The 13,989-nt window shown below is 69.9% G+C and carries 13 protein-coding genes; 4 read left to right on the forward strand and 9 right to left on the reverse strand.

Translation table 11 applies throughout. The annotated features are described in order from the left end of the window. Positions 1-29 precede the first annotated feature (29 nt). From E0H45_RS24885 to priA, 5 genes are read right to left on the reverse strand one after another with little or no spacing between them, the layout of a single operon-like run. Complete coding sequence (locus E0H45_RS24885; RefSeq protein ID WP_131341559.1) at positions 30-962, reverse strand: lysophospholipid acyltransferase family protein; 933 nt, start codon at positions 960-962, stop codon at positions 30-32. Then, entirely contained in the window at positions 962-2,542 is a 1,581-nt protein-coding gene (larAH, locus tag E0H45_RS24890; RefSeq protein WP_131341562.1) for an NPN-dependent hydroxyacid isomerase, LarAH14/15/16 family, read from the reverse strand. Before larAH ends, E0H45_RS24885 begins: the two co-directional genes overlap by 1 nt. Positions 2,543-2,575: 33 nt before the next feature. Beyond that, the gene (locus tag E0H45_RS24895; RefSeq protein WP_131341565.1) at positions 2,576-3,775 is read right to left on the reverse strand and encodes a zinc-dependent alcohol dehydrogenase; all 1,200 of its coding nucleotides are present in this window, start codon (positions 3,773-3,775) and stop codon (positions 2,576-2,578) included. Further along, the gene (locus tag E0H45_RS24900) at positions 3,772-6,060 is read right to left on the reverse strand and encodes an HAD-IB family hydrolase (RefSeq protein ID WP_131341568.1); all 2,289 of its coding nucleotides are present in this window, start codon (positions 6,058-6,060) and stop codon (positions 3,772-3,774) included. The genes E0H45_RS24895 and E0H45_RS24900 overlap by 4 nt, the downstream gene beginning before the upstream one ends. After that, the gene (gene priA, locus E0H45_RS24905; RefSeq protein WP_131341570.1) at positions 6,057-6,794 is read right to left on the reverse strand and encodes a bifunctional 1-(5-phosphoribosyl)-5-((5-phosphoribosylamino)methylideneamino)imidazole-4-carboxamide isomerase/phosphoribosylanthranilate isomerase PriA; all 738 of its coding nucleotides are present in this window, start codon (positions 6,792-6,794) and stop codon (positions 6,057-6,059) included. The genes E0H45_RS24900 and priA overlap by 4 nt, the downstream gene beginning before the upstream one ends. A gap of 121 nt (positions 6,795-6,915) precedes the next feature. On the opposite strand from priA, the gene E0H45_RS24910 reads away from it, so the two are divergent. Next, the gene (locus tag E0H45_RS24910) at positions 6,916-8,049 is read left to right on the forward strand and encodes a cytochrome P450 (protein ID WP_131341573.1); all 1,134 of its coding nucleotides are present in this window, start codon (positions 6,916-6,918) and stop codon (positions 8,047-8,049) included. Here the strand turns inward: E0H45_RS24910 and E0H45_RS24915 are convergent. The 3 genes from E0H45_RS24915 to E0H45_RS24925 are packed head-to-tail and all read right to left on the reverse strand — an operon-like array spanning position 8,033 to position 10,065. Beyond that, on the reverse strand, positions 8,033-8,791 hold the full coding sequence (locus E0H45_RS24915; protein ID WP_131341576.1) for a class I SAM-dependent methyltransferase: 759 nt from the start codon (positions 8,789-8,791) through the stop codon (positions 8,033-8,035). The two genes, E0H45_RS24910 and E0H45_RS24915, sit on opposite strands and share 17 nt — an antisense overlap. Positions 8,792-8,800: 9 nt before the next feature. Beyond that, complete coding sequence (locus E0H45_RS24920) at positions 8,801-9,247, reverse strand: hypothetical protein (RefSeq protein ID WP_131341579.1); 447 nt, start codon at positions 9,245-9,247, stop codon at positions 8,801-8,803. A 41-nt stretch (positions 9,248-9,288) separates the two neighbouring features. Beyond that, positions 9,289-10,065 (reverse strand): sulfite exporter TauE/SafE family protein, encoded by a 777-nt coding sequence (locus tag E0H45_RS24925; protein WP_238155254.1) that lies wholly within the window; start codon positions 10,063-10,065, stop codon positions 9,289-9,291. 105 nt (positions 10,066-10,170) lie between these two features. Here E0H45_RS24925 and E0H45_RS24930 point away from each other — a divergent pair, with 105 nt between their 5' ends. The 3 genes from E0H45_RS24930 to E0H45_RS24940 are packed head-to-tail and all read left to right on the forward strand — an operon-like array spanning position 10,171 to position 12,599. After that, entirely contained in the window at positions 10,171-10,971 is an 801-nt protein-coding gene (locus E0H45_RS24930; RefSeq protein WP_131341582.1) for a GNAT family N-acetyltransferase, read from the forward strand. 24 nt (positions 10,972-10,995) lie between these two features. Continuing rightward, positions 10,996-11,379, forward strand: coding sequence for a YciI family protein (locus E0H45_RS24935; protein ID WP_131341585.1), 384 nt, complete (start codon positions 10,996-10,998; stop codon positions 11,377-11,379). A gap of 2 nt (positions 11,380-11,381) precedes the next feature. After that, positions 11,382-12,599 carry an RNA polymerase sigma factor gene (locus E0H45_RS24940; protein ID WP_131341588.1) on the forward strand — a complete coding sequence of 406 codons (1,218 nt, stop codon included), beginning with the start codon at positions 11,382-11,384 and terminating at the stop codon, positions 12,597-12,599. Here E0H45_RS24940 and E0H45_RS24945 read toward each other — a convergent pair. Beyond that, positions 12,563-13,951, reverse strand: coding sequence for an FAD-binding oxidoreductase (locus tag E0H45_RS24945; RefSeq protein ID WP_131341590.1), 1,389 nt, complete (start codon positions 13,949-13,951; stop codon positions 12,563-12,565). The genes E0H45_RS24940 and E0H45_RS24945 overlap by 37 nt on opposite strands. Positions 13,952-13,989 lie beyond the last annotated feature (38 nt).

The following is a 13,989-nucleotide window of genomic DNA, read 5'->3' on the forward strand; positions in this document are numbered from 1 at the left end:
CAGCCCCCGGCACGCCGGCGTTCCTCGGGTTACTTCCAGGCGCGGCGGCGGTTGTCGGTGGACCTCATGGGGCGGGTGGACTCCCAGACGCGGCGCCAGCGGGCCGCTTCGGGGCCGGTCTGCGACGGCGAGGCGCCGATCGCGGCGCGGCGGCGGGACTCGTACCAGGTGGTCGACTCCTCGTCGAGCAGCGCCGAGACGGCGGCGGCGATCCGGGGCGCGAAGTCCCGAGCGCTTTCCCCGGCGGCGGGCTTCAGCGGGTCGCCGTACCGGACGTGCACCGCCGGGCGGCCCGGGATCGGCCAGCCGCGGCCGCGCGGCATCGCGGCGAACGAGCCCTTGATGCCGACCGGGATCACCGGTACGTCGTGCTCGACGGCCAGGTACGCCGCGCCCATCCGGAACCGTTGGATCCAGCCGTCCGGCGACCGCGTGCCTTCGGGGAACACGACGACGTTCCACCCGTCCGCGAGCAGGTCGCCCGGGGTCGCGCTCATCTTGCCGCCGCGGCGCTCGATCGGGAACGTGTTGAACACGATCGCCGAACCGGCCGCCCGCCACCAGGTGTCGAAGAAGTAGTCGGCGGCCGCCGCGAACGCCGTCTTGCGGCGCATCGCGTCCGGCAGCGACAGCAGCAGCAACGGGGTGTCCAGGTGCGACGAGTGGTTCGCGACGATGATCGCCGGTCCGTCGAGCTTGAGCAGCGAGTCGAGTCCGCTCACCTGCGGGCTGACCTCGAAGTTCAGGACCGCGTTCAGCGGGCCTTTCTGGATCAGGTCGCGGACCGCGATCGCGGTCCGCGTCCGGGCCCAGCGGGTCGGGAAGACCGTGCTCTCCTTCGGGATCACGTACGGCTCGGCCGATCGCGGCACCTGCGGCCGCCGGCCCCACCGCCATCCGCGCGCGACCTGCTTGACGTCGCGAGCGGTGTCCCGGCTGAACTTCACCAGGCTGGTACCCATCAGCGCACGTCCGCGAGCAGGTGCGGCGGGTTGTGCAGGTAGGTGATCGACGGCGACCGGCCGACCGAGTGGCTGACCATCTCGAGCGCGTCCTGCAGCGTCGACGCGGACCGGAAGCCCATCCGCTCGACGGTCTTGCGGTTCGCGCCGACCCAGACGATGTCACCGCAGTGGTCCAGCGCGTGCGAGATCCAGTACCACATGTAGAACGGGTGCACGCCGTGGTACGCGTACGACGTCCGGTACAGGTGGATGTACCACGGGTCCTCGGCGTACTGCTTCTCGAACTTCGCCTCGATCGTGGCCGGGTCGGTCGACTCCGACAGCACTTCCTCGAAGAAGTCGACGTACGACGGGTGGTGCAGCTGGCTGAACTCGTAGTCGACCGGGTGGTACAGGATGACCGCGCCGTCCTTGCGGACGACCGGGTTGCCCCGGTACGAGTTGAAGTAGTAGCCCAGGCCCATGCAGGCAGCCAGGATCGGGTTCATCACCGAGTTCACGTTGTACGGGCCGACGAACGGCACGCCCATGATCGCGACGTCGGACTGGCCCTGGACCTCGACCAGGTGCTGGCGGTGCACCGCCTCGATCGTCTTCTCGTGCACCGGCTCGATCGCCCCGGCGTTGATCCCGGTCAGGCCGTAGTTCGACCGAACGTCGGTGAAGATCTTGTGCCGGACCTTGGCCGGCGCGGCGGCCAGTGCGCGCTTGGTGCCGAGCATCGAGGCCTGGTCCTTGATCGACCACTCCCACTCGCGCTTCTGCAGGAACTCGATCGGCCCGCCGAAGATGTCGTTGTTCAGCGTCGTCTCGATCTGGAAGACCTTGACGTGGCTGGTCAGCACCTCACCCATCCGCCAGGCGGAGTGGTGCATCTTCGAGGCCTTGTGGTCCATGAACGACCGCGAGTGGATCATCGTGTGGCTGTTGTGGTGGTGCTTCAGCGACTTGTACGACGCCAGCCCGATCGACGTGGACTTGTGCCCGCCGTCCATCGCCACCAGGTTCACGTTCACGTAGACCAGCAGGTCGGACTCGGCCGCCCGCTTGGAGATCTCGACGTCCTCGCCGTGCCGGGTCTGGCCCAGGTGGGTCAGGTTGTCGCGGTCCTCGGCGTCGAAGTTGTAGAGCTTCCCGTCCGGGAAGAACGACCGGAACACCCGCTCGCCGACGATCTCGCGCAGCTCGTTCGGGGTCAGCCGGCGGTGCAGCGCGTTCGCGGAGATCAGCTCGACGTCGTCGACACCGGCCTGCGCGGCCAGCTCCAGCACCGCCTCGATGACGCGCTGCCGGATGTCCGGCTTCTTCATCGGGGGCAGCGGCAGCGAGATGTCGTCGAACGCGATCGTCAGCCGCATCCCGGGGCGCAGCAGCTCCGGCAGCGGCTCGGACTCGATCGGGTTCAGCAGCGCGTTCTGGATCGCCTCGTCGACGTCGCGGACCGGCGGCAGCGCCTCCGGCGGGTACACCACCCGGGTGCCCTGCGGGAACCGCTCCAGCAGGAAGCCCTCACCGTTGTGCACGAGCAGCGGCGGCGTCCGGTCGTCCACCTCAAGCACGAAACCTGGCCGAGACATGTCAGAACCTCTCTCGTCGTACGTTCAGCGCCCTCATGAGGCCCTCACATCGAAAGCAACCTTGACTGTTCCCAGTCGGCCGGCGGAGTGCGCGTGGTCGAGCGCCTCGCGCCAGCGGTACAGCGGGTAGCGGGCCCCGACGATCCCGTCCAGCGGGGCGCGGCCGGCGAGTTCCAGCGCGGTCTCGAACGCCGGGCGGCCGTTCGGCTCCTCCCGCGCGGAGGCGTACGTGCCGGTGACCTCGAGCTCGCGGAACCACACCGGCGACAGGTCGGCGCCGCTGGCCGGCATCCCGGACAGCACCACCCGGCCGCCGGCCTTGGTGACTCGCAGCACGGTGTCGATCGAGTCCTTGCTGCCGACCGCGTCGACGGCGACGTCGACACCGCCGAGCAGGAACTCGCCGCCGCTGAAGTCCTGCTTCAGCCGGAACGCACCGGTCGACCGCCGTACGCCGCGGAACACCTCGTCCGGCGCGACCACGTCGCTGGCGCCGAACGCACGCGCCAACTCCCGCTGCTTCGCGTGCTTGGCGACCACGGTGATCCGTCCGGCCTGCGTCAGCTCGCGCAGTGCGAGCGTCGCGAACAGCCCGACCGCACCGGCGCCGCTGACCAGCACCGACTGTCCCGGCTCGACCTTGGCCCGCAGCGCGGCATGCACTGCACCTGCCAGCGGCTCGACCAGTACGGCGCGCTCGTCGGACATTCCGTCCGGCACGGCGTACAGCTGGCTGCGATGCGCGACCATCAGGTTGCCCCAGCCGCCACCGGTGTCGCGGCAGAACCCGGTCTGCAGGCCGGGCGCGACATGGCCGACCGTGATCCGGTCGCACCTGTTGGTGTTTCCGGACACGCAGCCCTCGCACGGCTCGACGCCGCGCGCCGCACAGGTCAGGACGCTGTCCATCACCACGCGGGTGCCCTTCGGCAGGTCTTCGCAGTCGTCGAGCAGCTCGCCGACGATCTCGTGACCGGGGACGAACGGCATGGACACGACCGCGGAGAAGTACAGCTTCGTGGCGCCGGTCACCATGCCGAGGTCCGAGCCGCAGATGCCGGACAGGATCGGCCGGATCCGCGCCCAGCCCTCCCGCTCGGCCTTCGGCTCGTTGATCGTGACGAGGCGCAGCGGCGCGGCCGGTCCGGTCAGGATGCCGGGGATGCGGCCGCCGACCGCCTTGGCCGCCAGGTACTTCGCCGGCGACCGGTACATCTCGAGTGCGAGCATCATCGGACGTTCACCCCAGGGAGCTCCAGACGGGACGACGTGGACGGGGTCTTCCAGTCGACGATCTGCCAGCGCGCGGCCCGGGCGGCCCGGAACAGCGACACATCCGGCGAAACCGCGACCGGGTTGCCGACCGCCGACAGCATCGGGAGGTCCGAGTGGCTGTCGGCATAGGCGAACGACTTGGACAGGTCGATGTTGGTCTGCCGCGCGTGGTGCTTGAGCCACGCGGCCCGCGACTCACCGACCAGCGGCGGGCCGGACAGGAAACCGGTGCAGCGGCCGCGGTCGTCGACGGCCAACTCGGCGGCGACGATCTCGTCGAACAACGGCTCCAGCGGACGGGTCAGCGGCCGGACGGCGCCGGTGATCAGGATCGTCTTGTGCCCGGCCGCGCGGTGCTCGCGAATCCGTCGTACGGCGGCGCCGCTCAACCGTTCGAGCACGTGCTCGGCGAGGATCTCGTCGACGATCTGGTTCAGCTCCTCCAGATCCGCGCCGGCGTACCGGCGGTAGATCGTGCGGAGGAACGTGCCGCGGTCCTTGCGCTCGGCGGCGATCAGCTTCGGGAGCTTGCGGAGCATCGCGCCGATCTCGCCGGCCCGCTGCGGGCCGTCCAGCTCGGGCAGCCGCATCCACAGGTAGGTCTCGATCACGTTCGACGACAGCAGCGTGCCGTCCATGTCGAACGCCGCGACCACCTTCGCCTCGGACGGCTCGACCTTCTTCAGGACACCGGCGGACTCGGCGAGCGCCTTGTTCCGCTTCTTCCGGACGACGTCCAGCCGGCGCATCGACTCGGTGACGCTCGGGCAGTGCAGTTCCTGCAGGTAGTACTGCCAGTCGACGACCGCGGTGTCGCAGGCGAACTTCTCCTTGTCGTCGCCTTCGAGCGCGTTGTGCAGCGCGAGCACGTTGTCGTCGATGAACTGCAGCTCCGCCTGCGCGTACTCGGAGTACAGGTCCATGTAGCGGCGCAGGAAGTCGAGGCGGCGCTTCTGGACGTCGAGCTCGCGGGCGTACTTCCGGGTCCGCTCACCGCGCGGGACGCTGGTGATGATCTTGTCGGCGATCTTGTGCGCGCGTTCGCCGTACCGCAGCATCGTCTCGACCGAGTCGCCGCCGGGGAACTTCCAGACCGGCAGCCGGACCGCGCCGCGCTCGCCGAGGTCGAACGGGTGCTTGGAGAAGTACGCGCGGACGCCGGCGTACAGCTGCTCGAACGTCAGCGGGTTCCGGGCGCCGGAGCCGATGTGGTAGTACTCCGGCTTGCTCAGCTCGGGCTCGGTCGCCATCACCGCGCAGATCGCGCCGACGACGTGGTCGACCGGGATGATCTCGATCACCGAGTCCGGCGACGCCGGGAACTCGGGCAGCTCACCGCGGCCGTAGGCCAGGATCAGAGGCTCGGCCATCTTGAAGCCCTCGATCCAGCCCGGGTGGGGGCTCTGCACCGCGGACTCGATGATGGCCGGCCGGACGATCGACGTCGGCAGCTTGCCGGAGAACTCCTCGACCACCCGCTCGCCGAGCGCCTTGGTGAACGTGTAGCAGTCGGTCCAGCCGAGGCTGCGGGCGCGCTCGGTGCCGGTCTCGACCAGCCGCTTCGCGACCCATTCGGTACGCCGCCGCTCGGTGTCGGCCGCGGCCGTCAGGTGACCGGCGCGCCGGTGCAGCTTCTCGGCCTCCTTGCGGAACTTCGCCAGCATCGGCGCGGACCGGGACTGCTCCTCGATCCGGGACTTCATCGCCATCCCGGCCTCGGCCTCGGTCCGCCAGTCGACGAAGTGCTCGACCGAGGCCTCCGGGATCGCGCCGCGCCGGCGACCGGCCGTGTAGGCGGTCGAGATGTGCACGTAGTGGACCGGCTGCCCGGTCTCGACGATTCGCTCCAGCAGGCTCTTGGTGCCGAGCACGTTGGTCGTGAACGCCTCGTGGATCGGCGGGTCGAAGCTCACGTCGCCGGCGCAGTGCACGACGATGTCGAGATCCTTCGGCAGCTCCGGTACGTCGGACAGGTCGCCGTCGATCACCTGGATCCGGGCCGCGGTCAGCGCCTCGGCGTCGGCGTACGGCGTGCCCTCGCCGTAGAAGGGCTTGAAGATGTCCTTCTTCAGCAGCTGCGCCATCCGGTCGGTGCCGGTCAGCGAGCCCTTCGGCCGGATGATCGCGGCCACGGTCGTGCCGGGGAGCTCGCCGATGATCCGGTGCAGCAGCGCCTCACCGACGAATCCGGTGACGCCGGTGACCAGGACCTTCTTGTCCTTGAGCTTGTCGGCCAGACTCACTTGTCGCCTCCACGCGTGAGCTCGAGTGCCTCGGTCAGGGTGAACGCACCGGCGTACAGCGCCTTGCCGACGATGACGCCTTCGACGCCGTCCACGACCAGCGTGCTCAGGGCCCGCAGGTCGTCCAGGCTCGAGACGCCGCCGGACGCGATGACCGGCTTGTCGGTGCGTGCGCACAGGTCGCGGTACAGGTCCAGGTTCGGGCCCTGGAGCATGCCGTCCTTGGTGACGTCGGTGACCACGTAGCGCTCACAGCCGGCCGTCTCCAGCCGGGCGAGCACCTCGTACAGGTCGCCGCCTTCCTTGGTCCAGCCGCGGGCGGCCAGCGTGCGGCCGCGGACGTCCAGACCGATCGCGACGCGGTCGCCGTACTGCTGGATGATCCGGTCGCACCACTCCGGGTCCTCGAGCGCGGCGGTGCCGATGTTCACCCGGCGCGCGCCGGTCGCCAGCGCGGCCTCCAGGGACTCGTCGTCGCGGATGCCGCCGGACAGTTCGACCTGTACGTCGAGCTTGCCGGTCACCTCGGCGAGCAGCTCACGGTTGCTGCCGCGACCGAACGCCGCGTCCAGGTCGACCAGGTGGATCCACTCCGCCCCGGCGTCCTGCCAGGCCATCGCCGCCGCCAGCGGGTCGCCGTACGACGTCTCGCTACCGGCCTCGCCCTGCACCAGCCGAACCGCCTGACCGTCCGCCACATCGACGGCAGGCAGCAGCACCAGGTTCTCAGACATGGGCCACACCCTAGAGGGCGATGCTGGAAGATTCGTAACCCGGAGGCCTCCTGAGTCGTTTGAAATCGATCTGTCTCAGCAATACCAGTATAGCCGGTGGTCTTATCACTAGGCTGGCCTCGTGGCGACCGTCGAACAACTCGAGACTGATCCCCATCCGACCCTCGCGCGGATCCGTCCGATCGGGTGGATCGAGGCGTTGAACAGTTGGGTCGTCAGCTCCCGCGCTCTCGCGCTGACCGTCCTGCGCGATCCGGACACGTTCACCGTCGACGATCCGCGGTTCTCGACAGCGCAGGTGGTCGGCCCGTCGATGCTGTCCCTGGACGGCGGGCCGCACAAAGCACACCGCGACCCCTTCGAGTCACCTTTCGGCCTGGCCGAGACCCGCCGTCGCTTCACCGACCCGGTCCAGCAGACCGTCGAGGAACTGATGGCCGCTGCCTCGCGCTCGGCCGACGCCACGAGCCCTTCCGCCGACCTACGCACCGCGCTCGCGGGACCGCTGTCGGTCGCGGTGGTTGCGTTGTCGCTCGGCCTGCCGCCGGCGTCGGCCTCGACGGTGCTCGAGTGGTACACCGACATCTCCGCCTCCGTGTCCGGCGTCTCCGCCGGGCACCCGGTCACCGCCGAAGGCGCCACGGCCTTTGCCGAGCTGCACAAACATGTTGCCGCGGGCATCGACTCGTCGGACTCCCTGGTCGCCGCGGCCGCGCACGCCGGGCTCGGCGTGGACGAGGTCGTCGCCAACGCCGCCGTCCTCATGTTCGGCGGGATCGAGACGACCGAGGGCATGATCACCAACGCGCTCTGGCACCTCCTGACCAACCGCGACCAGCTCGACCTGGTGCTGGCCGACCCGTCGCTGCTGCCGAACGCGATGGAGGAGTCGCTCCGCCTCGAACCGGCCGCTGCCGTCGTCGACCGCTACGCAACCCGCGACATCGAACTCGAAGGCCGGCCGATCCGTCGCGGCGACATGGTCACGGTGTCACTGGCGGGCGCGGGCCGTGATCCCGAGGTGTTCGAGTCGCCCGACCAGTTCGACGTACGCCGGACCAACGCCCGTCGGCATCTCGCGTTCGCGAGCGGACCGCACATCTGTCTCGGCATGCACCTGACGCGTCTGGAAACGCTCGTCGCACTCGAAGCCGTTCTGAAACTCGCCGGGCTCCGCCTCGCCGCGGACTCGCCTCCGCCGCGTGGCCTCGTCTTCCGCAAGCCGTCGGCGTTGCAGGTCAGCTGGGACGCGTGAGCACCAGCATCGTCGCGGAGTAGACCGGCATCGCCCGATCCGGATCCCGCTCCGCGTCCTCGGCGAACCTGGCGAACCCGGACTCGATCTCGTCCGCCGGCAGGTGCTCGAACGTCGACAGCGCGCGATGGCTGAGCCGCTCGTACCGCTCCCGCAGCGTGCGCGGCTCCTCGGCGGTGATCTCGACGACGTCGTCGCCCGGCGTCAGCCCGGCCTCGACCGCGAGCGCCTGCGCCGCGGACAACGAGATGTACATCGCGGCGTCGACCTCCCGTGCGGACGGGAAGTACTCGTACCAGAACAGGTCCGGCATCAGGTCCGCGAACTGCGTGCGCAGCAGCGCCACTCCCCCGGGCCGCAGCACCCGGCGTACCTCCCGGAGTCCCTGCAACGGATCTGGGAAGTGATGGAACGACAGGAACATCAGCACCGCGTCGACCGATGCCTCAGGCAACGGAATGTCCTCGGCGGCGCCCTTCAGGTACGTCACACCCGGATGCGGCGCCTCCTCGGCCGCCGCACGCATCCGGTCCGACGGCTCCACGCCGTACACCTGGCCCTGGAACCGCGCGGCCAGACCCGGGGTGAGCCGACCGGTTCCACTGCCCAGATCGAGGACGTCCAACGGGCGCCGCTCCGGGAGGTACGTCGCGAACGCGCTGGTCCAACGCTCTACCTCGGCGGGCGAGATCCCCCGGCCCGCGACGTACACACTGCCCATCCGACCGTTGTAGTCGACCATGGCTAGAGGTTATCCGCCTTGCCCGAGCATTGCGGCGAAGGACAGCAGCGCCGCTAGCAGTGCCAGGACTGCGGCGGCGTACGCGACGATGGTCGTGGACAGCGCAAAGGTGCGGCCGGTCGGCCGGTCACGTTCCTCTTTGCGGACCGCGTGTGCACAGCGAACGGCCGCGATGCCGACCAGCAGGCCGGGTATGGGTTGGAGCAGAAAACCGGGCGAGTCGAACTGCGGGTCCGAGTACGCGAGGTCGGACATCGTCGTGAAGGCGGCCCAGATCACCAGCGGCGTCGACAATGCGAGCAGGACGGCAGCCGGAGCAGCCGGCACCCACAGCGGACCGTCGGGCGTCGACGCACCCACCGACGGGCGGCGACGGCGGCTCGCGGCAATCACTGCCACCAGGCCGATGGCGACCAACCCGATGAACGACCACAGAGCGACGTTGTCCCGTTGCACGGCCCCCCACCTCCCCCGCCACCTACGGTACAGACGCAGCGTCAGGCGAAGAAGACGTCGTACGCGAGGCGCAGGATCAGCGCCGAGACCACGACCAGGAAGATCACCCGCACGAACTTGCTGCCGCGCGCGACCGCCGTCCGGGCGCCGAGCAGCCCGCCGAGCATGTTGGCGGCGCCCATGATCAGGCCGAGCCTCCACAGCGGTGCGCCGCTCAGCGCGAACACCGCGATCGCGCCCAGGTTCGTGGCCACGTTGGCGATCTTCGCCTTCGCGCTCGCCTGCAGGAAGTTGTACCCGAGCAGGCCGACCAGCGCGAAGATCAGGAACGACCCGGTCCCCGGCCCGACCGCGCCGTCGTAGAAGCCGATCAGTACGCCGACGCCGCTGGCCGCGAGGTAGTGGTCCCGGCCGTCGAACCGCAGCGCGGTGCGGGCGCCGAGGGACGGCTTCATCGCGGTGTAGATCGCGACCGCCACGAGCAGCACCAGGACGATCGGCTTGAACCACGACATCGGAATCCTGGTCGCCACCAGGGCGCCGGCCGCGGCGCCGAGCCCGGCCAGGATCGCCATCGGAAGCACGGTTTTACGGTCCGGACGCACCTTCACACCGAACGTGACCGCACTGGTCGCCGTACCGAACAACGACGAGATCTTGTTGGTCGACAGGATCTGCGCCGGCGACGCGTTCGGCAGCCCGAGCAGCATCGCGGGCAGTTGCAGCAACCCGCCACCGCCGACCACCGCATCGATCCAGCCGGCCGCGAAGGCGGCGATCACCAGGAACAACAACATCAGCAACGAGACATCAGGCACAGCGGCAATTCCTCACGCCCCGATGATCCGGTAAGGGCGTAGTACGGCTCAACCCTTACACCGTCGAGTGAGAGACAAACCACGTCCGCGGTGCGACAGTGAGCCATGGCGTCCTCGATCCTGCCGCCGGAGGGTGAGACCCTCGCCACCGGCTGGGAGCCGGACCTCGCGCCGGCCGATTCGCTGATCCGCCAGGCCGTGCTCGTGCACGCGTCCTGGGCGGTCGATGCGGCCCGCCGGGCGGGCAAGCCCTGGTACGAGAGCGACACGTGGGCCGGCGGGATCCTCGGTGAGCGCGGTGCGCTGACGAACTGGGTCGTGCCGAAGCAGCCCGTCGATCCGGCCGGGATCGTCGCCGAGGTCGCGCGGGAGCTGCCCGGCGACGCGCCGTACCTGTTCGTCAGCGCCTGGCCGACCGGCGACCTGCGCGGGTCCGGGCTCGCACTGGCCGGGCATCCGCCGCTGATGCTGCGGCTCCCGCAAACCACGACCACTCCCCCGGTGACCGATCTCGAGGTCCGCCAGGTGACGGACGCCGCCGGTCTGGCCGACGCCGAGCGGGTGCTCGTCGATGGCTACCCGCTGCCGGAGCTGCAGCCGTTCCGCGCCGGCGCCGTCTACGTGCCGTCCTTCCTCGACGGGTCGGACGTCTGGGTCGGGTACGACGGCGACGTACCGCTGGCGACCGCAACGGCGCACAGCGCGGCCGGGCTCACTGTCGTCGAGAACGTCGCGGTGATGCCCGCGGCCCGGGGTCGCGGCGCCGGTGCGGCCGTCACCTGGGCGGCGACCACGGCGTACCCCGACCAGCCGGCGGTCCTCATCGCATCCGACGACGGCCAGCCCGTGTACGAACGCCTGGGATATCTGCGCGTGGTGCGGTGGACCGTCTGGGTGCGGCCCTGACACCTCGTCCGGGAGAATGGCGGAGTGAAGTTTCTACTGCTGATCCACAACAACCTCGAGGCGCTCAAGGGATTCACCGAGCAGCAACTGGTCGAGATGTCCGGCGGGCGGGAGCACATCGCGACGCTCGCACGCGACCTGATGACAACCGGTGAGCTGGTATCGGTCCTCGGGCTGAACGAGCCCGGCGAGGAGAAGGAGGTCCAACTGGTCGCCGGTACGCCGGTCATCTCCGACCGGCCGTTCCTGGAGACGAAGGAGTACCTGGCAGGCGCGATGGTGCTGCACTGCGCGTCGGTGGAGCGGGCGCTGGAGATCGCGGCGCTGATCCCGCTGGCACAGTTCCGTCGCGTCCAACTGCGCGAGATCCGGCTCGACCAGGACGACTTCCTGGCAGAGCTCGGCTAGTAGTGAGTGAGCTCGAGGCGGCGATCCGGGCGGCGGCGCCGCGGGCGCTGGCCGCGCTGGTCCGGCGGTACGGCGTGTTCGACCAGTGCGAGGACGCGGTGCAGGAGGCGCTGCTCGAAGCGTTCGTGCAGTGGCGTGCGAACGGCGTACCGGAGCAGCCGATCGGCTGGCTGATCAGCGTCGCGGCGCGGCGGATGATGGACGGCTGGCGGCGGGACAACGCGCGCCGGCAGCGCGAACTGAACGACTACCTACGAGCGCCGGCCGATCAGTACGACCCCGACGATTACCACGAGGACGCCGACGACACGGTCCGGCTCCTCGTGCTGTGCTGTCATCCGGAGCTGACACCCGCGTCGCAGATCGCGCTGACGTTGCGCTCGGTGGGTGGCCTGACGACCGCCGAGGTGGCGGCCGCTCTGCTCGTCAGCGAGACCACCGTCGCCCAACGCATCAGCCGCGCGAAGCGACAGCTCAACGACGCACGTTTCGAGGTGCCGACGGCGGAGGAGTACGACGTGCGGATGCGCGCCGTACTGCAGGTGCTCTACCTGATCTTCAACGAGGGACACACCGCCAGCGCCGGCGACTCGTTGCAGCGCGTGGATCTGGCCGAGGAGGCGTTGCGGATCACCCGCCTGCTCTGTCAGGCCACCGGCGAGGCCGGAGAGGTGGCCGGCCTGCTGGCGTTGATGATCCTCACCCACGCCCGCCGGGACGCGCGGACCGGCCCCGGTGGCAACCTGATCCCGGCCGATCGACAGGACCGATCCCGCTGGTACGCCGACGAGATCGCCCAGGGCATCCGCATCGTCGAGGAGACACTGCGCACCGGTGCCGTCGGCCCGTACCAACTGGAGGCTGCGATCGCGGCCGTGCACAGCGAGGCCGACTCGGTCGAGACCACCGACTGGGAACAGATCGCCGGGCTGTACCGGATCCTCGAGAAGATCGACCCGAGCCCGATGGTGACACTCGGGTCCGCGGTCGCCGTCGCGATGACCGACGGCCCGGACGCCGGCATCGCGATCGTCGAAGGTCTCGCTGACGACCGGTACCTCGGTGACCACCACCGCCGGCTGTCCGTCCTCGCTCACCTCCACGAGCTCGCCGGCCGCCCGGACATGGCCCGCTCCAACTACCTCGCGGCACTGGAGCGGACCCGGAACACGGCCGAGCAGAACTATCTCCGCGACCGCATCGCCCACCTCATCAGGTGACGACGGCCGCCCGTCCACTCCGGACGCGGCGGCACGCTCAGCGCGCTGCGGAACACGTGGCCCGGGTCTACCGACTGCTTGAGCGCGGCCAGCCGGGTCCGGTGCTGCTCCGGGAAGCAGCTGTCCAGGTCGGCGTCGGTCGGGTCGGAGATGAAGTTCAGGTAGGCGCCGTCCGGCTTCAGCGACCGCCACAGGGCGTCGAAGTCCTTGGGCTGCTGGGTTCCTTGCTGCTCGGGCGATCCCATCAGCACCGAGTTGACCAGGAACCGCGCGTCGCGGTGCGCGAACGCGGTCGCGTCCGCCGGCATCGCGCCGTACGCACCGCCGAGCGACCGGATCTCGATCGCGAGTCCGGGGATCCGCGGGCGGGCCTCCAGCAGCTTTTGGCCCAACTTCGGCGACCAGCTGTTGTAGAAGCCGTTGCGGATCCGCGGGCGCCAGTCCGCCGGCATCGACATGTCGGAGAACACGTCGGCGTACGGGACCTCGGACACCTTCTCGGTGAGCAGCGAGCCGAGGTGACGCAGCGGTTCGAGGATGGGGTCCACCTCGCCGGTGACGCACACCATGATGGCGACCGGGACCTGCCGGTCGGCCATCATCGTCGGCGCCAGCTGCAGCGACGACGTGAGCTCCTCGGGCGCGTCCGCGGCGTACTCCGCCCAGCCCTGGAGCACCTGCTCCGCCTGTGTCCACGGGTACAGCAGGGTGCCGAAGTGCACGGTCGGCCGGCGTACGGCGGTGATGTCGTACGACGTGACGATGCCGAGGCCGCCCGCCGCGCCGCGTAGTCCCCAGAACAATTCTGGTTCCGTGGCGGCGTCGACCCGGCGTACCGAACCGTCCGCGGTGACCACCTCGGCGGAGACCACGTTGTCGATCGCCAGCCCGTGCTTGCGGACCATCCACCCGATGCCGCCGCCTGCCATCAACCCGCCGACACCGACGCTCGCCGTGTCGCCGGACGAGATCGCCAGACCGACCTTGCCCAGCCGCTCGGCAACCCGCCCCCAGGTGGCGCCGGTACCGATCCGCACCACGTCGTCCGGCAGCACCCTGACCTCGTCCATCGGCCGTACGTCGATCACGACCCCGCCGTCGTTCGTGCCGAATCCGGCCGCGTGGTGCCCGCCGCTGCGGACCGCGATCGGCAGGTCGTGCGTCTCGGCGTACTTCAAGGCCGCCACCACGTCGTTCGCGCCCGTGCACCGCACGACGACCTGCGGCCGCCCCTCGGCCGTCATCACCCGTCCGGCGTCCGGGTACCCCGGGTCCCCGTCCACGAGTACGTCGCCCGCGACGGCCTCCCGCAGCCCGTCGATCCCCCGCCCAACCAGCACAGATTCCCTCATCGTCAACTCCCTAGCTCCCGGACGCCCCCTCAGGCGTC

This window comes from Kribbella soli (assembly GCF_004331345.1).
Lineage (GTDB): Bacteria > Actinomycetota > Actinomycetes > Propionibacteriales > Kribbellaceae > Kribbella > Kribbella soli.

Bases quoted from the DNA above. Each gene is read 5' to 3' on its own strand.
- priA (WP_131341570.1), bottom strand. From the start codon at position 6,794: ATGTCTGAGAACCTGGTGCTGCTGCCTGCCGTCGATGTGGCGGACGGT.
- E0H45_RS24895 (WP_131341565.1), bottom strand. From the start codon at position 3,775: ATGATGCTCGCACTCGAGATGTACCGGTCGCCGGCGAAGTACCTGGCG.
- E0H45_RS24930 (WP_131341582.1), top strand. From the start codon at position 10,171: ATGGCGTCCTCGATCCTGCCGCCGGAGGGTGAGACCCTCGCCACCGGC.
- larAH (WP_131341562.1), bottom strand. From the start codon at position 2,542: ATGTCTCGGCCAGGTTTCGTGCTTGAGGTGGACGACCGGACGCCGCCG.
- E0H45_RS24885 (WP_131341559.1), bottom strand. From the start codon at position 962: ATGGGTACCAGCCTGGTGAAGTTCAGCCGGGACACCGCTCGCGACGTC.
- E0H45_RS24945 (WP_131341590.1), bottom strand. From the start codon at position 13,951: ATGAGGGAATCTGTGCTGGTTGGGCGGGGGATCGACGGGCTGCGGGAG.
- E0H45_RS24915 (WP_131341576.1), bottom strand. From the start codon at position 8,791: ATGGTCGACTACAACGGTCGGATGGGCAGTGTGTACGTCGCGGGCCGG.